Origin of the sequence: Paenibacillus sp. B-A-8 (genome assembly GCF_048572915.1) — a bacterium.
Taxonomy (GTDB): domain Bacteria; phylum Bacillota; class Bacilli; order Paenibacillales; family Paenibacillaceae; genus Paenibacillus_AQ.
In genome coordinates this window covers 4,355,827-4,377,469 of the sequence record NZ_CP183882.1, presented here as the reverse complement: position 1 = coordinate 4,377,469, position 21,643 = coordinate 4,355,827, and the positions used below count along the sequence as shown (strand labels likewise).

15 protein-coding genes and 1 pseudogene are annotated in these 21,643 nt (G+C 40.8%); 12 read left to right on the top strand and 4 right to left on the bottom strand.

Annotated elements, in window-relative coordinates; all coding sequences use genetic code 11:
• Positions 1-5: 5 nt before the first annotated feature.
• Positions 6-1,568, top strand: a complete 1,563-nt coding sequence (locus tag ACN6MV_RS19630) for a glycoside hydrolase family 3 protein (RefSeq protein ID WP_419884669.1) — start codon at positions 6-8, stop codon at positions 1,566-1,568.
• A 128-nt stretch (positions 1,569-1,696) separates the two neighbouring features.
• Entirely contained in the window at positions 1,697-2,614 is a 918-nt protein-coding gene (locus ACN6MV_RS19625; RefSeq protein WP_419884668.1) for an N-acetylglucosamine kinase, read from the top strand.
• A gap of 97 nt (positions 2,615-2,711) precedes the next feature.
• Here the strand turns inward: ACN6MV_RS19625 and ACN6MV_RS19620 are convergent, their stop codons facing one another.
• Positions 2,712-3,920 (bottom strand): GNAT family N-acetyltransferase, encoded by a 1,209-nt coding sequence (locus ACN6MV_RS19620; protein WP_419884667.1) that lies wholly within the window; start codon positions 3,918-3,920, stop codon positions 2,712-2,714.
• A gap of 176 nt (positions 3,921-4,096) precedes the next feature.
• Here ACN6MV_RS19620 and ACN6MV_RS19615 point away from each other — a divergent pair.
• The 9 genes and pseudogenes from ACN6MV_RS19615 to ACN6MV_RS19575 form a co-directional block, all read left to right on the top strand.
• A pseudogene (locus ACN6MV_RS19615) lies at positions 4,097-4,249 on the top strand (recombinase family protein); the annotation flags it as partial.
• A 1,082-nt stretch (positions 4,250-5,331) separates the two neighbouring features.
• The gene (locus tag ACN6MV_RS19610; RefSeq protein WP_419884666.1) at positions 5,332-6,420 is read left to right on the top strand and encodes a DUF1648 domain-containing protein; all 1,089 of its coding nucleotides are present in this window, start codon (positions 5,332-5,334) and stop codon (positions 6,418-6,420) included.
• A 221-nt stretch (positions 6,421-6,641) separates the two neighbouring features.
• Positions 6,642-7,484, top strand: coding sequence for a sugar phosphate isomerase/epimerase family protein (locus ACN6MV_RS19605; RefSeq protein WP_042129090.1), 843 nt, complete (start codon positions 6,642-6,644; stop codon positions 7,482-7,484).
• A 266-nt stretch (positions 7,485-7,750) separates the two neighbouring features.
• On the top strand, positions 7,751-9,250 hold the full coding sequence (locus ACN6MV_RS19600) for an ATP-binding protein (RefSeq protein WP_419884665.1): 1,500 nt from the start codon (positions 7,751-7,753) through the stop codon (positions 9,248-9,250).
• A complete protein-coding gene (locus ACN6MV_RS19595) occupies positions 9,228-9,920 on the top strand; it encodes a response regulator transcription factor (RefSeq protein WP_042129085.1) in 693 nt (230 codons plus the stop codon). The genes ACN6MV_RS19600 and ACN6MV_RS19595 overlap by 23 nt, the downstream gene beginning before the upstream one ends.
• Positions 9,921-10,069: 149 nt before the next feature.
• Positions 10,070-11,581, top strand: a complete 1,512-nt coding sequence (locus ACN6MV_RS19590) for an S-layer homology domain-containing protein (RefSeq protein ID WP_419884664.1) — start codon at positions 10,070-10,072, stop codon at positions 11,579-11,581.
• Positions 11,582-11,611: 30 nt separating this feature from the next.
• Positions 11,612-12,331, top strand: a complete 720-nt coding sequence (locus ACN6MV_RS19585; protein WP_419884663.1) for an ankyrin repeat domain-containing protein — start codon at positions 11,612-11,614, stop codon at positions 12,329-12,331.
• A gap of 172 nt (positions 12,332-12,503) precedes the next feature.
• Entirely contained in the window at positions 12,504-15,626 is a 3,123-nt protein-coding gene (locus tag ACN6MV_RS19580; RefSeq protein ID WP_419884662.1) for an ATP-binding protein, read from the top strand.
• 199 nt (positions 15,627-15,825) lie between these two features.
• On the top strand, positions 15,826-16,422 hold the full coding sequence (locus tag ACN6MV_RS19575) for a DUF1349 domain-containing protein (RefSeq protein ID WP_419884661.1): 597 nt from the start codon (positions 15,826-15,828) through the stop codon (positions 16,420-16,422).
• Positions 16,423-16,426: 4 nt separating this feature from the next.
• Here ACN6MV_RS19575 and ACN6MV_RS19570 read toward each other — a convergent pair whose 3' ends face one another.
• Positions 16,427-16,951 (bottom strand): CDP-alcohol phosphatidyltransferase family protein, encoded by a 525-nt coding sequence (locus ACN6MV_RS19570; RefSeq protein ID WP_419886781.1) that lies wholly within the window; start codon positions 16,949-16,951, stop codon positions 16,427-16,429.
• A 70-nt stretch (positions 16,952-17,021) separates the two neighbouring features.
• Here ACN6MV_RS19570 and ACN6MV_RS19565 point away from each other — a divergent pair, with 70 nt between their 5' ends.
• Entirely contained in the window at positions 17,022-18,128 is a 1,107-nt protein-coding gene (locus ACN6MV_RS19565; protein ID WP_419884660.1) for a hypothetical protein, read from the top strand.
• A gap of 116 nt (positions 18,129-18,244) precedes the next feature.
• On the opposite strand, the gene ACN6MV_RS19560 is transcribed toward ACN6MV_RS19565, so the two are convergent.
• Complete coding sequence (locus tag ACN6MV_RS19560) at positions 18,245-19,924, bottom strand: ABC transporter substrate-binding protein (RefSeq protein ID WP_341113750.1); 1,680 nt, start codon at positions 19,922-19,924, stop codon at positions 18,245-18,247.
• Between the two features lie 109 nt (positions 19,925-20,033).
• Positions 20,034-21,641, bottom strand: coding sequence for a response regulator transcription factor (locus tag ACN6MV_RS19555; RefSeq protein WP_042129071.1), 1,608 nt, complete (start codon positions 21,639-21,641; stop codon positions 20,034-20,036).
• Between the last annotated feature and the right edge of the window lie 2 nt (positions 21,642-21,643).

Genomic DNA, 21,643 nt, shown 5'->3' with positions numbered 1-21,643 from the left:
AATTGATGAGAACAATAGAACATATGAGCTTGCGTGAAAAGATTGGACAAATGTTCGTAACAGGCTTCCCTTCAACCGAGATCACTCCTGAGCTGAAGGAAGTTATTGAGCATTATAAAGTCGGCAATATTATTTTATTCTCACATAATATCGAAAATAAATATCAATTAGGCGAGCTTGTTACTGAGCTGCAGCAATGGTACACGACACATACTGGTATCCCGGGTTTTATTACGATCGACCAAGAAGGCGGTCGAGTCACTCGTATGCCTAAAGACGCGACGAATGTTGCTGGAGCCATGGCAATTGCTTCTTCAGGACGACCTGAAAATGCGTATGCAGCAGGCAGAATGACTGCCAGAGAATTGAAAGCATTAGGTATTAATTTTAATCTAGCTCCAGTTATGGACGTTAACAATAATGCATTGAATCCAGTCATAAATGTTCGTTCCTATGGTGATTCTGTTGCAACAGTATCCCAGTATGGAATTCAAATGATGAAGGGATTGCTCGATGGAGGCGTCATGTCCTCGCTTAAGCATTTTCCAGGTCATGGTGATACAAATGTCGATTCACATATTGGCTTGCCTACCATTGAAAAAACACTTGAGGAATTAGAGCAGCTTGAGCTGCTGCCGTTTAAGGCCGCAATTGAGCAAGGCGCTCAAGCGATTATGAGTGCACATATTTTATTTCCGAAAATTGAAAAATCCGGTGTGCCCGGAACTATGTCTCATACCATTATTACAGAGATATTAAAAGGAAAATTAGGATATAAAGGGTTAGTTGTATCGGATTGTTTAGAAATGGACGCGATCAAACGATACTATGGCACGGCAAAAGGAGCGTTAGGAGCTGTTAAAGCAGGGATTGATTTGGTATTCATTAGTCATACTCCTGAGACAGTGAAGGAAGCAGTTCATTTGATCGAAGAAGCTGTAGCAATCGGTGATTTGGATGAAGCGCTAATTGATGCGGCTGTTACAAAAATTTTAGCTTATAAAGCACAATATGCGACGATTGAGGAGCTAGATTATGAAAGGGTAGGCTGCGATGTACATCGCCGTGCAAATGAGCTAATGCGTACGGAAACGATCTGCCTTGTTAAAGGTGAGCTCCAGCCCATTCCTATCGGTGACGAGCAAGTATTATTTATGGGCTCCTATTCCTACCGTACCGATCTTGCGTCTAGCAGCTTGAATCAAGCTCTTAGCTTCCCGCAATATATGGGGGAATATTTTAATACAGCTTATGAGATTATCGACATTGACCCGAGCGAGGAGCAAATCAACGCTGCGCTGCCAAAGGTACAAGGCTACAAGCATATTATAATTGGCTTGTTCAATGCGCGTGAAAACAAAGGTCAGCTTGCGCTTGTGCAGAAGCTGTTGGCAGCAGGCTGCAAAGTAACGGCCATTACATTAGGGCGCCCGTATGATTTACCTTTAATCGAAGGCGAGTTCTGCGGAATTGCGGCATTTGAGTATACACTTGATGCATTTAAATCACTCCTTCCAATCCTAAATGGTGAGGTTGTACCCACCGCCAATATTACGATACAGATGTAGAGAAGCATAAACGCCTTCGGCGTCCTTTCAAGGACGGCAAGCGTTCATGCGAGAAATATAAGGATAATATATCGCGTGAAACATATAAATTCTTATCTTTGAAAAAAGTACAACAAGGGGACATAGGTATGGCATTTATCATTGGAATTGATGGGGGCGGCACGAAAACAGCTGTCACAATTACCCATGACCAGGAAGACGCTTTATTAACCTTTTCTGTAGGGCCTATTAATTATAACGGTGGTGATGCTGATGCTATTGCCGCCTCCTTTGAGGAAATTTTTAGTCAAACGAAGCTCTACTGCGGTAATTTACAAGAAGTTGCTCATATTTGTATAGGTGCGGCAGGAATAAGTAATCCGCTGGTTATCAATTTTTTGGAGCAGCATGTGAGAAATAACGGTTATATCGGGCCATTAACGATTACAGGCGATCAAGAAACCGCATTATACGGGGCACAAAATGCGATGCAAGGCATCATTCTCATTGCCGGTACAGGATCGATTTGCTTTGGGGTCAATGAAAAAGGAGAGCAGCATCGCACAGGAGGCTTTGGTCATCTGATTGATGACGAGGGAAGCGGTTATAGCATTGGGCGCGATCTATTATCCGTATTAGTTCAAGTGGAGGACGGAAGAATAACCGATACGGTCATCCCAGCGATGGTATATGAGCAGCTTGGATTAAGCACTGTGAAAGAGATTATTGGCTTTGTTTATGATAACAATACGACGAAAAAAGATATTGCGCAGCTCGCACCGATTATGACGACCGCATGCGAGAAGGGCGATGCACATGCAATAGCGTTAGCGGAGAAATGTGCAGCCAATCTATATGAGCTTGTTGTGCCTGTTATTGAACGGCTTAAGCTATATGAAAGTCCGATTGCGATTGCAGGAAGTGTGCTGCAAAAGTCTCGCTTTGTGAAAGAAGCCTTGGAGCGAAAGCTCGCACAGAGCTACCCGCAAACAAAGCTGATTTTGCCGATTAAGGATGCAGCCTACGGTGCTGTCCTGTTAGGAAGATCAAAAATGAACAACGATTAGTTTTTGTCGCTAAGCAAAAATAAGGGTGTGTCATAAGTCCGAGCAGTTGGACTTGCGACACACCCTTATTTTTAAATGGTAGGAATCAAAAAATGGCTTAAAATTTATCTGTCAAATAAAACACGGCTTGTTGTTTCGGAAATAGAGCTTGAAGGATGTTAGCATGCTCAGTACTGTCCTTTGCTGCGCCTGCTTCATTATAGCCGAACATGATATAAGTCATTAGCTCGCGTTCATCTACTTCTATTGAAGTATAGGGATTGGTATGATTACTAGCATCGGAAACAGAAAGCCGCTTTTGCTTATAATCCAAGTAGATACAGTCCTTATTGCTGCGAAGTGCAATATGCAGCTCCTGGTCTGCAATTATGTTGCTACGGTTTAGGCGATCTTCTAATTCAGGCTGAAGCTTATGGAAAGTTGAACTGAGATTGATCATTTTCCACATCGCCATATTGATTTGAATTGAATTTGCTTGATGCTGTTGGTAATAGGAATATAGCTTATGGTCCTCTGGGAGCATCGCTAATATTTGCTTTGCATTTTGGCGCAGCTGACATAAGGCATGAAAAAGAGCTTCAACGCCGTTTTCGGCTTCGTTCAAATACAATAATTCATTAATAAATACTTGTTCAGTATCTTTCTTTTCAATGATGCCATAAGCGACGATTTTTCCATTTCTGCGAAGGAGCAAGCAGTCAACTTTCTTCCATTCCGGCCAGGTCAATAAATCATTCCAATACGTTCTACTTCGGATCACGGTGTAGGTACGATTCTTATTGAATTGTTCATAAATGAAACGGATATCATCGAGATAACAGGCTTCAAAAGGAATGATTTCATCACTGTTTTGCTGCTGCTCCAAACTTGCAGGTTTTTCAATTGCGAAAGCAGTCTCCGAAATAAGTCTCCAGCCAGCCTTTTCATAAAACGCATGCTTGCTAGCCAAAAGCAAGCTTATATCATAATCGCTTTCTTTCATATAGTTGGTCTGCGCATGAAGAATTTTGTGAGCAAGCCCCAGCCCGCGGTAATTTAAATCTGTACCGACACTCCCCATTGCACCCGTTTTCAAGATCGCTTGACCGACTCTAATATGAAACGGAAAAATTTGTACATTAGATGCAATCTTATCGTCAACCATCGCAAACCATGTTGTATCTGGATCATATGTGGTGTCTAGGTCTAATCTTTCTTGGAAAAAGGCTCGGCCTACGGAAAAGCATTCATCTAAAATATCGTAAATATTTTCAAGCTGCTCTCTAGTTGGATGGTTCATTACGATGATGTTTGGTGTCGTCGTCATCTTTCATTTCCTCCTGCGCCGTAATGTTGGGATAAATTTACTAAATGAAAAAAACGATTTTTTGGAATTTAATTTCTTATTTATAGTTTAATATTGAAAGAAAAATTCGTCAATAAAAGGAACGTGTGGAATCATAGAAGTGATACAAATCAGTTACCTTAGTCGAGAATCGAAATTGGACCTATAGACTCTATGAAGAAGTGGCCTCTGGTGAAAAGATAGAGTCCCGTAAGGAAATGCAGAAGTTATTTCGGCATGTTGAAGACCAGCTCTATGATGGAGTAGTGATCATGGATATTGACCGTTTAGGGCGTGGAGAAAAAGATTAAAATCCCTTCTAAGCATCTCTTTATTTCGTCATATGCCCCACTTACTAGGTATCAACAGCTATGATTTTAAATTAGCACCCTTTTACATATTTCAAGCGTGTTTTGAATGATGAACTAAAGCTATCTTTCTGGATTGTGATAGTTATTCTTTTTGTTGTATCTTTTATCGCAGTTGGGTATTTTAGATTTAAATGGATTGAAGCCAATTAACGAGAGAGTGCTTAGTTATTTAATCACTTATGTAATACCTTTAACTGCTATGGATATTAGCAATGCGAATAGTTTGATTGTAAATGGTTTGCTTTTTTTGATCATAGATATTGTCTACGTAAAGAGTGACTTATTGTAATTAAATACATTTATGGTGTTGTTAGGGTGAAAATTGGATAATGACTCATTAATAATGTAATTATTACAAATTAAAGTCCTGTTGAGATAACGGTTTTAATGAATACTGGTCAAGTGACATTATGCCGAAAAGTTGTTAAGGGAGTCTATTTGGTTAGACGTTCCTAATATTTGCACTATTCTTCATATTATTTTGTTAGTTTAATCAAATAGCCAGAGGTAGTATATTGCTGGCAATGTTTATTGATTCACACATACCTGTCATTGATGAGATGTTCGCGTGAATCAATTTATAAAACTCCTGCTAATATAAATATTGGTGGGGTTTTTTTGTTTTTAAGTATAGTTAGCAATCTTAATAATCTTCCAATTGATGCAATAAAACATGCATGGAAGAACTTATTTATACTCTGACGCAGCAATCCGCACCATTCAGATCCGAGGCGAGCATTTCGCCCAATTTTGATACTGCTGGTTATCCCACCCTTCATCCGAAAACCTGTCCATTACCTTCTCACAGAATTTCAAACAGATGTACTTGCCATAATTCAGTTGTCAGATGAGTAGCTCTGCATAGCAAAAAAACTGGATAAATTGTTAATTTAAGCCCTATAATCACTAAAATCGATTATAATTAAATTTATGTTCAAGTCGATTAACTATCCTAAGTTAATAGGATATGCTATAGAGTTTTCAAATAGTTTTCAAATACAGCATAAGAGGGGGCGAATGATATGACGATAATGCCTGTTATAGTAATGATCTTTGTATTTGTACCTGCCATTGTACTCATGGTAAGCATGCCTTATTTATCAAGAGAGACGATTAATTTTGGGGTCACCGTCAGCCCTGTACAATTCCATAGTGAGCCTCTGCGCCAGATGCGGAAGTCATATGCTTGGATTAGTACTACCTTGCATACTATCCTATTCATTGTTTGTATCATCTGTCTAATATACGGTGACGAACATTCCATGCAACAAAGTTGGATCATTGTCACTTATTCACTCGCCATGGTCGTAATCTCCCTAGTCATAAACATTAGCTATCATTTCAAAATGAAAAGTTTACTACCTATGCTGCCTATTGCTCTGGAACCATCGATCATGGCAGTGGACACTGAATTTCGGAAAAGAAACATAGGCTTGTCTAGTAATTGGTTCCTCATTCATGTTTTAATTATTGGTGTTACTATTGTAACTGTGCTACGTAACTACGATCTGATTCCTGATCAGATTCCGATCCATTACAACAGCAGTTGGAACGTAGACGGCTATGTAGCTAAATCTTATAGTACTGTGTTTATGCCTACGATAATGCAAGTGTTGGTAACACTTTTGTTTATATTTGAGAATTGGAGTATTCGCAGAGTGAAGCAGCAGGTTCAACCCACTGATCCTAATCGTTCCATCAGACAAGACGTAACTTACCGCCGTACTTGGTCATATTTTATGATTACAGCAAGCTTCTTAATAGTTATCCTGTTTTCCGTCGTGCAACTAAACATGATATCTCTGCTTAACATGAATTTCGCTATCCCTATTATCCTAATCATAATAGCCCTTATCATCCTATACGCCTTCGCCTTAACGTTCTGGGCTGGTCAGAGCGAAAGCCGCTTGGAGAGATCTGCCGATAGCTCCAATGTCAGACCTGTCCATGATGATGATAAATGGCTATTAGGTATGATTTATTTCAATAGCAAAGATCCAAACCTAATCGTCAAGAAAAAGCTCGGAGTCGGCTGGGGATTGAATTTCGGTCACCCAGTAAGCTGGCTGTTTTGGCTCGGAATTATTGTACTGTTAGTTGTGGTGCGGTAACAAGGCAAACTCTTATTGAGCAATTGATTTAAATCAGCAAGTTTGATCAAATTAACAACCGGGATATTCCGCGACCAGCTTATGTGGTATATCCTATATATTTATCACCTTAATGTTCATCATACTTTAGCGAGTAGACCGCTATTAATTATTGGACATAATATAATATTTCTAGAATTATTGTCTATTTTGATAATTAGTCATAAAGGAGGAGAACGACGATGATAAGAGGATTAACAACAGCAGGCTTGGGTGAACTCAGTTCTAATGAAGAATATATCAGACTTGCGAGCCAATTCGGCTTTCAGTCGATAGACGCAAATCCATTGGAGTTAGTGCAGCAGTATGGTAAGGATGGGGCTGTTCAATTGCTAGAAAGCCATGGAATCATGCTAGGATCATTTGGTTTAGTGGTAGATTGGCGCACAACAGAGGAAAGCTTTAGAGAAGGGTTGAAATCGCTTACCCAAATGGCTGAGGCCGCTGAAGCATTAAATTGTACGACATGTTGTACATATATTTTACCTTCGACAGATCTTCCAGTCGCAGCTTTTATGATTGCAGCCACAAGACGTTTAAGACTATGCGCGGAAATATTAGGCGCTTATGGAATTACATTAGCATTAGAGTTCGTAGGCCCTCATCACTTACGTACACAATGGGCAAATCCACTGATCTGGACGATGCAAGATACGTTGAGCTGGATGGAAACGATGCAAGTAAGGAATGTTGGGTTGTTACTGGATTCCTACCATTGGCATACGAACGGATTAACGAGCGAGGATCTGCTGAAATTACAACCGCATCAAATTGCATATGTCCATATTAATGATGCTAAACTTCTACCGATAGAGGAATTGTTAGATTTCGATCGATTGTATCCAGGAGAAGGTTCTATTGATCTCACAGGATTCTTGGTAAGCCTGAAAAAGATTGGGTATACCGGTGTGATCGCCCAAGAAGTTCTGGCGCCAGCTTCCGCGCAAAGTTCATCTGAATTATTTTCTCGTTCTAAAGCAGGCTTCGATAAAGTATTCTCTTCGCTGGAAAACGTATTAATATAGATTAAACTTGAAATATTCAAAAAAAGGATAAGTGCTAAAATTCCAAACATTCTCTGGAGTCACGGCCAACCCGAAATAGGAAAATCATCAGATCAATCTATATAGCATTTGATGATCTCGCGTAAATTAAATTCTATAAAAACTTCTGCCGGAGTGTTGGTAGAAGTTTTTTTCTGTTAGCAAACGTTCTCCCCATGTGATAGTATTTCACTAAAATACGGAGATGATTATTTAGCGGCTCCATTGTTAGTGAGAGGGGAGAAGTCGTGTCAATTCGGATAAAATTACTGTTATCTTATACGGGAATGCTAGTCGTTAGTTTACTTATGATCGTAATGACGGCAGCTTTATTTACAATTGCTTCTACAGGAGATGTTCACAGTCTTCGTGATTTTTATAAAGTGCACTATCAATTAAATCCGTTGTCAGAGCAAGAAGAATCGATTTTTTTAGAATTAAAGTATTTAGCCAAGCATGACCCCGATGAATTGCAGAACAAGGATTTGTTACTGGAGTATGATTTTAAGCTAAAGACCGAGAAAGCAGGACTATTTGTAAGGCGAGTGAATGACCCCGTTTTTGAATCACGCACCTTCAATCAACCTGAGTTAAAGGATGCTTTACCACCTTACGATCTGAATAACTATCAGATTCGTAACACATTTAATATTAAAGAAAGATTTTATGGCTATGCCAAATTTGACTTTAAATATTCAGATGGGGCGAAAGGCAGTGTTTTCGTCATCAAAGAGCATAGTCCATTTGCGGAACTCACACGGAGGCTGCTACCAATCTTTTCATTAATATTAATTGGCGTTCTTGTAGTTGCGAATCTGCTATTATATCGCTGGATTACACGAAGTGTTATTAAGCCACTGAACAAGTTAAGGGATTCCGCAGAACGAATTCAAGAGGGTGACCTTCAATTTGAGCTTAACCTGCAATCCAAAGATGAGATAGGGGAGTTAAATAAAGCGTTCGAAATGATGAGACAGAGGTTACAAGAGTCAGTGAACCTTCGTCTGCAATATGAGGAGAATCGAAAAGAGTTAATCTCAAATATTTCACATGATTTGCGGACTCCGATTACAAATATTAAAGGGTTTATTGAGGGCATAAGAGATGGCGTCGCCAATACACCTGAGAAGATGGACATGTACGTCGACATTATTTATAACAAGACTATTGGAATGGATAAATTGGTCGATGAATTGTTCTTATATTCCAAACTGGATTTGAATCAGGTTCCATTTTCGTTCGAAGCTGTTGATATTATTGCATTCCTTGAGGACTGTATCGAAGAGATGCGCTACAATAACGAAAATAAAGGAGTTTCATTTCAGCTAGACAATCACACCTCCGAACGTATTGAGGTTCTTGCAGATTTGGATAAATTAAAACGGGTATTACTGAACGTAATTGGAAATGCGCTAAAGTATATGGACAAACCTCAGCCTTTAATCCGCTTTTCTCTGCAAGTTGATAGTGAATGGGTGACGGTTGAAGTGAAGGATAATGGAATGGGCATTGATGCTGAAGCTCTTCCACATATCTTTGAACGGTTTTATCGTGCGGAGCCTTCTCGAAGCTTATCGACAGGCGGCAGTGGACTTGGTCTTGCGATCGCTCGTCAGATTATTGAAGGACATGGTGGAGCGATATGGATGGAAAGTGAACCAGGTGTGGGATCAAGTCTGTTCTTTACTTTAAAGCGAACGACCGACGAAGGAGGATTTCAGTCGCATGACACGGATTCTGATTATTGAAGATGAGGCAACGATAGCGCAATTGGAAAAAGATTATTTTGAGCTGAACGGTTTTGCCGTTGATATATGTCATACAGGTTCTGAAGGGCTTGGGCAGGCTCTGGAAGGGGATTACAATCTTATTATCGTAGATTTGCAGTTACCTGGCATCGATGGTTTTGAATTATGCCGCCGTATCAGGGAGGCGAAGGAAGTGCCGATCTTTATCGTATCTGCGAAAAAAGAAGAAATCGATAAGCTTCGGGCGTTTAATCTCGGAGCGGATGATTATATAACGAAGCCCTTTAGTCCAAGTGAATTAGTAGCAAGAGCGAAGGCGCACCTAACAAGATATGAACGCATGCTTAGTAAGCTGGAACCTATGGAGAAGCATGAGATTCAAATTCGCGGAGTCCATATCGATAAAAATTCCCGCAGGGTGTTTGTGCGTAATCAAGAGGTTTTGTTTACAGCGCGGGAGTTCGATGTACTGGTCTTTTTAGCGAGTCATCCGAATCGGGTGTTTAGCAAAGATGATCTATTCGAACGGGTTTGGGGGATGGATTCCAGCGGGGATATCGCAACAGTGACGGTTCATATTCGCAAAATTCGAGAAAAGCTGGAATCAGATCCCTCGAATCCACAATATATTGAAACGGTGTGGGGTGCGGGATACCGATTTACGGTGTAATGGCGCTATCCTTGACGATTTTCGATATTATTAATATCCAGTTAATACTTTATTAATAAATCGTTTCTGGAGAGTTTATTTCTTTCCTTTATCATTTAGTTATAGACATGAGCAACTATTAACTTAATGATACTTGAGGGGGAAATACAGTGAAAATAGTTTCTAAAAAAGCAGCAGCATTAATGGTCGCAGCAGCACTAGGCACAACCTCTTTACCCTTTGCGGTGTTAAATGTACAAGCAGCACCTGCATCAAGCAACATAGGGATATCCGCAGTAGCATCGAAGGTATCCGACAAAGAAATTCAAGAAGCCGTTGAAGCACTTGTAGGGCTGGGTGTGTTGCAGGGGTATGCAGATCAATCGATGGGTGTACACAATCCAATCACTCGTGCAGAATTAGCGAAAATGGTAGCATTGACCTTTAAATTACAAGGCTCCGACGAGAATAATGCTTCATTCACCGATGTGAATTCAAACGTATGGTATTACCAATATGCATCAGCACTTGTTGGTTTAGGGATAATGGAGACGGAAGAAGGTAAATTCAACCCTAAAGAAACGGTTACGGATGCAGAGCTTGTACAAGTAGTATCAAAGGCGTTGAAGCGTGATGTCTTATCGGTTAACTACTGGGCAAATCAATTGAATTCCACTCCTGAACCCGCAACACGCGGAGAAGTCGCAGCCTTACAGAATACAGCTCGTAAAGCAGTGCCTTCCGATAAAGCTCAAATTATAAGTATAAAATCGATCAATGAAATTACATTAATCGTGACATTGGATGCGCCATTGACTGCTGAGAATGAAGTGTTTGCTAAAGCGAAAGAAGATTTTGTATTCAATGATGGTCTAAGCTTGACGAATATGCCTCGTCTGAAAACGGGCTCCATTGCAACGTACATCGTTCCTACATCGGTACAAAAAGCTGGAACAAATTATAATTTAACGTACAAAGGTAAGAATGCAGGATCATTTGTAGGAAATTCAGCGAAGGTGGATATGACGACAACCACTCAGGTAACCAACGATACCTTCGAGATTGAAGCACTGAAAACAAATGGCGTTATTGATTATGGATATGTCATCTCTGCATACAGTGGCGGTCGTGGTGCTAACGCATTTGTTTTAGATGAGAATAATAAAGCAAACGGCATCACGTATCAAATCATTTCTTCCATGCAAGGCAGACAAGTAACGATAACTCCGGAAGGTGGAGAATCTATCGTTGCCAAGTATGTCCCATTCACACAATCAACAGATGGTAAGATTGAGCCGAAATTCCGGCTGCCTGAAGGACAAGTCTTGAAACCGGGTGTAAAATATACCGTAACGTCCGAATGGGCCAATATAGCAAATCCATCATTCGAAGCGAAAGAAATAGCGCCACTGCAAATCTCCGGTGCGGAAGCTGTCAGCGAAACATCCATTAATGTAACTTTGGCTCAAGATCCTGGGGATGAATTATTTTCGGGCCGTAGTGTACAACTAACTGCTCCAAACGGAGACACATTGGCTGCAACGTATAAATTCTCCAGTCGTAAAGGTGCGGTAGGTGTATTCGATATTACGAATAATGGTAAATTGGCTGCAGGCACAGTGTATTCTGTAACACCGCTGGGTGCATGGGCAACATCCCAAGCAACATTTACTTCGAATTAAGGATAATTCACAGGAAAGGTGTTGGTTGCCATGCGCTTTCTCGTGTTAACACTCATCCTCTTGATTACTGGATGTCAGACCGATGATTTCAAGGTGTTAAACAACCAAGGGCAGCAATCAACTCAGGAGGTGAACAATGAAATGGATAAATTGAACCAAGCACTGTTAGCTGCTGCTCGTCAAGGAGATAAGGATCTTATAGCCAAACTATTAGCAGACGGTGCAGATATAGATTCTACGGACAAAGATGGTAGAACGTCCCTTATGATCGCAGTACACACGAATCAACTGGATATATTCAAATTTTTGCTTGAAAAAGGTGCCGATATCAATATGCGCGACAACCGCTCGGATAATCCACTTCTTTATGCTGGAGCTGAAGGTATGCTTGATTTTGTGAAGGTATCTGTTGCTGCAGGTGCTGATACATCAATCCTGAACAGGTTTGGGGGAACGGCACTCATCCCTGCTGCAGACCGTGGTCATGTGGACATTGTGGAAGAGCTTCTTACCACTTCTGACGTCAATATTGATCATGTCAATAATCTGGGTTGGACTGCATTACTAGAAGCTATTATATTGGGTGATGGGGGCAAAGAACATCAGGCTATAGTTCAACTCTTAATTCAGCACGGTGCTGACATCTATCTTGCAGATTCTGATGGAATTAGTCCCTTAGAGCATGCTCAAAATCGGGGATATAAAGAAATGGTTGAAATGTTAATGAAAAAGAGTAGCGAGTCGTTATAATGTATGAAGAAAAAAAGGAAACTTCGATCAATTTGGAGTTTTTTTTTTGTTCTTTGATCCTTGGATTCCTTACGTCAACAGATCTCATAATATAGTATAATCAGACTATAATGTTCAATAGTGGAAGATGGGTATATAGGACTATTAAATTTTGTCGAAGAATGAGGCGTGCATGAGAACTTCGGAGAATAAAATTAAGTTAAGTCATATGTTATACATAGTAGTATTTATAGGTCTTTTGCTTGTGGTGCGCTGGGGTTGGCATAATCATTTTTCGTTGTCCAATCCACCAACTGTGAAGCAAGGTGTGCTAGATTTACGCGGGGTGGACATTGAATCAATTAGATCCTTTCCGCTGGATGGAGAATGGGAGTTTTATCCTGAACAATGGGTGAATAACGCCAACATTGATAGTGTTTCTGGGGGACAGAGGCTACAAGTTCCGGGTAACTGGAATGCTATATTCAAGCCTGAAGAACAAAAAAAAGCATATGGATACGGAACGTATCATTTGCGAATTCTGCTGGATCGACCCTTATCTGAGCCACTTAGCTTTTGGTTCCAATCCATCTATACGGCTTCTGAAGTGGAGATTAATGGAACAGTTCTCTCACGGTTTGGTGTGTTATCTAATGATAAGGAAGGCCATGTCTCTGTGAAGAAGTCATTCCTGATTAGTTATGCACCTACAGATCAACACGAAGTGGATCTGTTTGTTCGGGCTTCAAATTTTGAGTCTCCGTTAAAAGGAGGCATTGTACGATCCGTGGAGTTTGGCATTCAACATGAAGTGGACACCGTTTACTGGAATTCCATTGGCTTGCAGCTAATCGTAGGGGTACTGCTTCTATTACATGGATTGTATTTATTGATCATTTATTTGATGGATGTGCGAAAAACAGAATTGATTATTTTCTTCTCCATGATGGTTGCAGCGGCTGTATCCATTGGAGTTGAACATAACGGATTATTGTTCCGAATTCTTCAGGTTGATTTTATCTGGACGTTGAAGCTAAAGGTGCTTTCGTATATAGGGTTCTGCTTGTTCCTATTCCTGATGGGTAGAGAGCTCTATGGGAATCTGCGAAAAGGTAAGGCCTTTTATAGTTATATCCTCTCACTTCTCGGTTTTACCCTATTTATAATCTTTGGTCCAGATGATACCGTGCTATATTCGATCGAAAAAGGGGTCTATATGATCCTGTATTACGTTCCAGTATGTTGGACGGCTTATTATTTTATGAAGATGGTATTCATTCGTGCTGAGGGTGCATTATTTTTATTATGCTCAGTGCTTGCTGTGTTAAACAATATATTATGGGCTTCTATTTATTACGCAGGAACCTCACAATTTATGTTTTATCCGGTAGATTTAATTGCTGCACTAGCCACTTTTTCAGCTTATTGGTTTAGAAGATACTTTCATCAATCCCATCAGAATGTGTTATTAAACGCTCAATTAGCAGAGGCAAATAAATTAAAGGACCGTTTTCTGGCGAATACGTCACATGAACTACGGACTCCCCTGCATGGGATTATGAATATTGCCCAGAGCGTGTTAACGAGGAAAAAACATGTGCTGGATGAAGAAAGTCAACGTGACATGGAACTGCTAATTATGGTCAGTCGGCGGATGTCGCTCATGTTGAATGATTTGCTTGATGTGGTGAGATTGCAGGATAAACGGATTGTGATGAATATAAAAGCCGTGCAAGTAAGGTCCTTGGCGGAGGGTGTGCTGGATATGTTACGCTTCCTTACCGGTGGAACAAAGGTGGAGCTTAGCATGGATATCGATGAGAATTTGCCGTGTGTGTATGCTGATGAGGAGCGATTAGTTCAGATTCTGATAAATCTAGTTCATAATGCGCTTAAGTATACTGAACAGGGGAAGGTTGAACTAGTCGCAGAGCAAGTGGGAGGGCACGTATGGATCCATGTTACAGATACAGGAATTGGTATGGATGAGTCACTGAAAAAGCGTGTTTTTATGCGTTATGAACAAGGGGCTTATGGCGAGGGTGGTATCGGTCTGGGACTTAGTATCTGTAAGGAGCTGGTCGAACTACACGGTAGTGAATTATTGTTGCAATCGCAGCCGAGTCAGGGTAGTAAGTTCAGCTTCAAATTACCTGTAGTAGATGAGAGTGTTCAATCATCCGTTTCGAATGCACAACTAGAGAAGGATACGGAAACATTGTCACCATTCAGCGCATGGATAACTGCTGAGACGTCTGCTATGGTAGCTGCCACATATTCCACGAAGGAAGAAGAGCCACTCACAAAGCTTGATCCAGACTCTGATGTTATACGTGTTCTGGCGGTTGACGATGATTCGGTTAATCTAAAAGTTTTGCAAAATATTTTGTCAGATGGAACCTATCAGATGGTTACTGCGACTTCTGCACGTGAAGCGCTGGATAAATTAAACCATGATCGATTTGATTTGATCATCACGGATGTGATGATGCCGGGTATGTCAGGTTATGAATTGACAAGATTGATTCGTGAGCGGTTCACGATGTATGAATTACCTATTATTCTACTGACCGCTCGTAGTGAGCGGGAGGATGTTTATGCGGGTTTCTTGGCTGGAGCAAATGATTATGTCACCAAGCCGGTAGATGCTATGGAGTTGAAGTATCGCGCCTTGTCCCTTTCATCTATGAAGCGAGCGGTTAATGATCGGTTGAGGATGGAGGGTGCTTATTTACAAGCGCAGATCCATCCGCACTTTCTTTTCAATACACTGAATTCGATCATGTCTTTAAGCGACTTTGACACTGCCAAAATGAGAGAGTTATCAGATGCGTTCACAACTTATCTGCGCATTAGTTTTGACTTCTTAAATGCAGGCAAGCTCGTTACGCTGTCACAGGAGCTTGAACTGGTTGAGAATTACGTATATATCCAGCAGCAGCGTTTCGAGGAGAGGCTCCATGTGGAATGGGAAGTAGATGCGAATCTGGAAATGTTAATTCCTCCGCTTACGATTCAACCACTAGTTGAGAATGCTGTTCGACATGGCGTTTTGAGTCGGGCTAAAGGTGGAACACTGCGTATTCACATTGAGACACGTGCGGATGCTGTCCATTTTAACGTTGTAGATACAGGGATGGGAATGGACGAAGGACAAGTCAACAAGCTATTAAATCCAAAAAGCTATAAGAACCAAGGCATTGGGCTGCTTAATACGGATAGAAGATTGATTCAATTATATGGAATTGGCTTACAAATAAAAAGTACTCCTGGTGTGGGGACTACGGTGTCTTTTATCATTCCTGATGAGGGTTGACTGTGATCATGGGGTAACTCCTTGGAGTTATCCTTTTTGGTATTTTATTTAGAAAATTATGTGATTATTTCACTATTATCCCTTAGGAGATTGTAAAAATAAAAACGATCTGGCATGATTACAAAGAAAGGAAAAATTGTAGGTGAGAGGAAATAGGCATGGGGAATGTCAGAAAATCATTGACGATAGGAGAAGAAGAATGACTTTAAACTTATTTGTAAATGAAACAAGAAACAAACTGAGCTGGATGAATCGTCCTGAGCACTGGGAGTTTACAGACTTAGATGAGCTTACAATAATTGCACCTCCTGAATCAGATTTTTTTCAAGACCCGGCAGGTAAACATATCGCGAGCTCAGCACCATTCTTATCCACACCTGTAGGAGCTTCCTTTGAAATGACAACCAGAATTAGTGTCGATATGCGGCATAAATATGATTCAGGCTGCCTAATGTTTATGATGGACCATTATAACTGGGCCAAGATTTGTTTTGAATTCGACGGACAGTGTCCCATAATCGTGTCTGTGGTGACAAGAGAAGGGATGTCAGATGATTGTAACTCCGTACAAGTTGCTGTAGACAATCCTTATTTGCGTATGACCAAGCAAAATCAGTGTGTCACCTTTTCTTATTCAGAGGACGGTGCGGATTGGAAACTTATCCGATATTTTGGAATGAATAAAGGTGCTGAATGCGTAGCAGGTGTAGTCGCGCAATCCCCGCAGGGTGAAGGCTGTTCAGTGAAGTTTGATTATTTGAGCTTGACGGAATCGAAGGCTGAAAGCCGCTTCTAATGAATCAATGTTTAATAAATAATCCTTTTCGGTCTAACTTTAATTGTTTTGAAGTGAATTGGATGATGAATTCCTCCACGGCGGATATGGTAGCAATGATACATACAAAGACATTCCAAATGGAGTGATCGATGTGGAGAAGCCATAGAGGAGTTATAAATAAGAGGAGCCCGGTGATTTTATTACCATAGGTATGAATGCTTGCGTAAGTTTTGAATCTTCGGAGGGCAACCCCCATCGATGTTATACGGATGACAGCGATCATGAAGATCCAGAAGATGATTACATGTGTAAGTCCGAGAAACGGATACAATGTAAATAAAGTGACAGCTATCAGTATTGTGTCGGCTGCAGAATCTAGCTTTGCACCAAGACTACTTGTTGTGTTCGTCATTCTTGCAATAGGTCCATCGATCAGATCGGTGATTCCGCAAAGGACATAAATAGTAAGGAAGACCGAACTTAACGGCTTGAAGAATAACAGCATTATTGCCAAAATGATTCTGCTAAGCGTGATATAGTTAGGCACAAGCTTCAATCTCACCCCCACCTTTGTTTACATATTATGGGAAGACTTAAGGAACCGAGGAGTACTCATTATGCCACGAACACTCAATCAATCCCGGTTGATTTTGATGGAGGGGCTTCCTTCAACAGGCAAATCAACTAATGCAGGAATATTATTTCAACAATTAGAGCAAAATGGCGAGCAGGCTAGATGGATTCACGAAGTAGCGAGACCTCATCCAACTTTATTTTTTTATGAAGCATATATGGAGAACGAAGAGTATCTAGAATTTATCGCTAGTTATCCCCATACAGTTCCGATATTGGAGCAGCTTCTCATTAAACGAAAGCGTGGCATTGGAATTGATCTGCTAGAAGTAGAGTGGAATTATCAAGAATACTTAGGTAGTGATGCGTTTACGGAATTAAAAAGATATGATGTATGGAACTTCGACTTGGAACGTTATAAACAAGTGGCCATTGAAAAGTGGGAGCATTTCGTAAAGAAACAACTACACTCCAATCAAATTGTAATCTTGGACAGTTGTATTTTTCAATTCCAAATATACACCTTTATCTTAGCTGACGCACCATTCATCCAGCTTCAGTCATTTATCGAAGAAATTTATAAGATTATATCCCCGCTTCAACCCTCATTGATTTACCTGTACAGGAATAATACGGATGACACAATTGATTATCTTGCAAAGAGTCGAGGAACTGCATTTTTGGAGCGAATTTGGGAAAGAGACAATCATCAACCATACTATAGAAATCGTCCTTCAGGGGCGGAAGGCTATAAGATGTTCTTAAGAGATTACGGTAGATATGCAAGAAAGCTTTTCGACTCAGCTCCTATAAGTAAACTTTCGTTGGAAATTTCAGAGAGTAGATGGGAAGACTATGTTGATTCGCAACTAAATTTTCTGGGTATCAATTATTTACCTTTTTGCGGCTTTACAATGCCATATGGTACTTACAGATGTGAGGAAATAAATGAGCAGCTTCAATTGGTTGAGGGGCATATTATTACTCCAGATGGTTCTAAAAAGAAGTTAGTGCCCAAATCAGGCTCGGAATTTTATATCCATGACTTGCCAGTAATTATTAGGCTTGATGGGGAATGCCTTATTATTAAGGGAGAACAGTTATGTGACAGATGGACGACAAATGGGGTAATCTATCAAAAGCAACCATGAAGTGTTCTTCCAAAAGGGAGCGGCAATCTGGCTATTTTACCAGAGGCGTGCGAATTATATAAAAAAACAAGCAGGAGCGAATGAACGCTCCTGCTTGTTGCTATGCTTGTGAAAGCTTATTGCGCGGATACAGACTTGAACCATTCGTTAACTTCTTTGGTGATTTGGTCACCGCCATTGGATTTCCAATTGGCAACGAATTGGTCAAAAGAGTCTACTGGCAGTTTGCCATAAATAATTTTGTTGAAAGTTTCCATTTCGGACTGACGAAGCAGGTTCCATTTAGAAACCATTGTTGGTGTAGCAGCACCAGTAAAGTAGTTTTGTTTACGGACGTCTAACTGCGACATAACAACTTTTCCTGCCGCCCAGTTTTCTGGTTTACGGAACTCTGCCATTTGTTTTTCATAAGGTGTTACAGGTGTCTCGCCATCAGCAAGTTTAACCAAAGTCTTCATAAACAGATCAGGAATACGGGCCGGACCTGTTAAGAATGGGAATTCATTGGAGAAGTCTTTAATCTTGTCTTTATCACTTGTAGGTTGTCCATCAATCATATCCCAGTCGTAACCTTTAGCAAAGCCATATTCATATTGACTGCCTGCAGCCGGGTTAGCTAGGTTATCAAGCAAGTAGTTATAGTACAAGAAAATCGCTTCAGGGTGCTTAGCATCCTTGTTAATCATGATACTAGCGTTTACACCGGAATTCTGCCATTTGGTTCCAATCAAACCATCGGGTCCTGCTGGAACCGGATAACCTTTAATCTTCGCACCAGGTACATTCTTCATAAGGTCGGGAGCGGGCCAGTCTGGAACCCAGTTGGCGCCTGGCAGAATACCAGCTGCACCTTTCGTGAAGCTCTCAGCAGATTTACCTTCATCCCAAAGAGCGGAGTCCGTGTGAATATAGCCTTTATCCATCCATTCGCTAAGCTTCGCGAGTGCTTGCTTAGCACCTGGGTTAATGGAACCGTATTCTAGATTGCCGTCTTTGTCTTTGTTCCATTGTTCCTCAATCGTACCGTATGCCCCGAATAACCAGTCGAGTTGGCCCATCCAGGTATTTGTATTGTTTTTCAAAGAAATTGCAAGCGGGTACACATCTTTAGGTGCTAAGCCATCAGGGTTTTCGTTTTTGAATTTGTCCATGATGTTCTCAAGATCAGCGATGGTCTTAGGCGCTTCAAGGTTCAGCTTTTCCATCCAGTCTTCACGCAACCACAAGAGCGTATCATCATTGTCGGTATATTCAAGGATCGGCAGATTATACTTCTTGCCGTCTTTAGTGAATGGGTACCAAAGTTCTGGATGTGCTGCAACGTGATCTTTCAGAATTTTGTTGGCATACTTATCAAATAACTCATCAATAGCGATGAACTGACCGGAATCAATAAGCTGATTGGTCAATACTGCGTTAGTTGGTGCAAAAACGAAATCAGGAAGCTTTTCGCCGGAAGCAATGGCAAGTTGAAGCTTTTGTCTGTATTGATCGTCATTTGCAGGATACCAAGTATCTTTATGCTTCATACCCAATGTTTCAAGCATCCAGCGATCGTGAACGTTGTTTTCTTTGGTATCACCTTGAACATACTTCTTAGGCATCAATACGGCACTGAACTCGATTGGTGGATCGTATTTGCCTTTTGCGAAAGCAGCATCTGCTTCGGATTGGGTATTATTGGTAGCGTTACCATTTTTGGTGTTCTCATTAGATGTGCCGCTACTGCCACATGCTGTGAGAGTGATAAGTGCTGTGACCGTGAGAAGCGACCACATTTTCTTGAACTTGATCATTCTTCAATTCCCCCTACTGTGTATGATCTTTACAAGTGTAACTTTAACAACTTGTCGGGGATGTCATCTATATGAGATTTTTAGTTTTGATAGGACTCTATCATGCTCTTTATTTTGTGTCTCTATATTCCTGCGGTGTTACCCCAAACTGCCGTTTGAATACTTTGATAAAATAAGCAGGGTCCATATATCCAATCTCCATGCTGATTTCATAGACTTTTTTAGTGGTGGTCTTCAGCTTATGACAGGCACGATCCATCCGCAAGCGCGAGATATAATCGCTGATTCCTTCACCCGTTTCAATCTTATAGATTTTTGATAAATGTGTCGGATGGAGATTTACATGGTCAGCTAGAACACGTAACGATACATCATCATGCAAGTTCTTATCCGTATAATCTTGAATTTTCTTTACATATTCGGAACGAATGTCTTTAATTTCGTTGGATGTTCCTTCTTTTAGCTGGGCCAGAACACTTAGAGACCATTTTCTTAGTTTACTAATGCTGGAAAAAGCATCCCCGCTCTGCAACGCTTCGATATCGGTCCCCATTAAGTTTGCCAATGTATGACCATTACGATGTGCGAGATTCGTGAAAGAGGCAGTAATTAAAAAACCAGCCTCCATGCAATGCTCCCAGGATTCAGACCATTTCTCATCTAGCTCGGCACAGACGGCAAGCAATTTTTCTTCAGCCGCATCCCAATGTCCACTCTCCAGTAGATGAATCAAAGTGGGAGGGGTATAAAGAGCATCTAAGGGGCCATGCACTGAAGGAAGCTCCAAGTCACTGACGCGCATAATGAATTCACGCTCATCCCCGACAATTTGACGGAAAGAAGATGAAGCTTGCTGGAAACGAGTCGACAGCTGCTCAGGGAATTTGAACCACTCCGTGATTACAATGGATAGTGAACCTTTCAGAAATTGCTTAACCTTATACTGAAGTTGTAAAGAAAGCTTCTCTAATATGGATTCTTTTTCAAGGTCGGTTCCTTGATCTTTAAGCTGAAGCAGAAACACAAGGTAACCATGTTCTTCCTTAACCCCCCAGACCTCCATAAATTCTCCCATAATTTCTTCAGCCATGTTAATGATCGCATATTCGATCAAGGTTTGATCTGTGTTATCAAATTCTCCGAATTCTTCTTCCATTCGTACAAGCATCAAAGCGGCTTCTCCGGATTGGAAGGGCAGATCGTAACTCACAAGCTTCCGTTCCCATTCACCGGCTTGAAATCGATGTCCTTGTAAGGCATCCAGGAGTAATCGCCCCCGTAAAACCGGAAGATTCTCCCGAAGGGTAAACTGGGTCCGCTTAAGTGAACTTATGAGCTCCCATTCTGCGTTTAATTGATTGATCGCATTTTTAACTGCTCCGAGCAATTCATCATCAGTAGGCGGTTTAAGCAAGTAATCCACGGTCTTATTTTGTAGTGCTTTTTTGGCATAATCAAATTCTGAATGACCGGATAATATAATACACTTTATTTTTTTATTGTGTTTTCTTATTCGTTCAATCAATTCAATTCCTGTCATTTCTGGCATTTGGATATCTGAGATCACTATATCAATGGGATGCGTATCGATAATTTGCAGCGCTTCACGTGCGGAATAAGCTTTATGCACCTGTTCAATTCCTAGCGTATGCCAGGGTTTAGTCATGGAAAGATTATCTACCCAGTGTGCTTCGTCGTCTACTATGATCATCTGCATGT

Bases quoted from the DNA above. Each gene is read 5' to 3' on its own strand.
- ACN6MV_RS19630 (WP_419884669.1), top strand. From the start codon at position 6: ATGAGAACAATAGAACATATGAGCTTGCGTGAAAAGATTGGACAAATG.
- ACN6MV_RS19625 (WP_419884668.1), top strand. From the start codon at position 1,697: ATGGCATTTATCATTGGAATTGATGGGGGCGGCACGAAAACAGCTGTC.
- ACN6MV_RS19620 (WP_419884667.1), bottom strand. From the start codon at position 3,920: ATGACGACGACACCAAACATCATCGTAATGAACCATCCAACTAGAGAG.
- ACN6MV_RS19610 (WP_419884666.1), top strand. From the start codon at position 5,332: ATGACGATAATGCCTGTTATAGTAATGATCTTTGTATTTGTACCTGCC.
- ACN6MV_RS19605 (WP_042129090.1), top strand. From the start codon at position 6,642: ATGATAAGAGGATTAACAACAGCAGGCTTGGGTGAACTCAGTTCTAAT.
- ACN6MV_RS19595 (WP_042129085.1), top strand. From the start codon at position 9,228: ATGACACGGATTCTGATTATTGAAGATGAGGCAACGATAGCGCAATTG.
- ACN6MV_RS19585 (WP_419884663.1), top strand. From the start codon at position 11,612: ATGCGCTTTCTCGTGTTAACACTCATCCTCTTGATTACTGGATGTCAG.
- ACN6MV_RS19580 (WP_419884662.1), top strand. From the start codon at position 12,504: ATGAGAACTTCGGAGAATAAAATTAAGTTAAGTCATATGTTATACATA.
- ACN6MV_RS19575 (WP_419884661.1), top strand. From the start codon at position 15,826: ATGACTTTAAACTTATTTGTAAATGAAACAAGAAACAAACTGAGCTGG.
- ACN6MV_RS19565 (WP_419884660.1), top strand. From the start codon at position 17,022: ATGCCACGAACACTCAATCAATCCCGGTTGATTTTGATGGAGGGGCTT.
- ACN6MV_RS19560 (WP_341113750.1), bottom strand. From the start codon at position 19,924: ATGATCAAGTTCAAGAAAATGTGGTCGCTTCTCACGGTCACAGCACTT.
- ACN6MV_RS19555 (WP_042129071.1), bottom strand. From the start codon at position 21,641: ATGCAGATGATCATAGTAGACGACGAAGCACACTGGGTAGATAATCTT.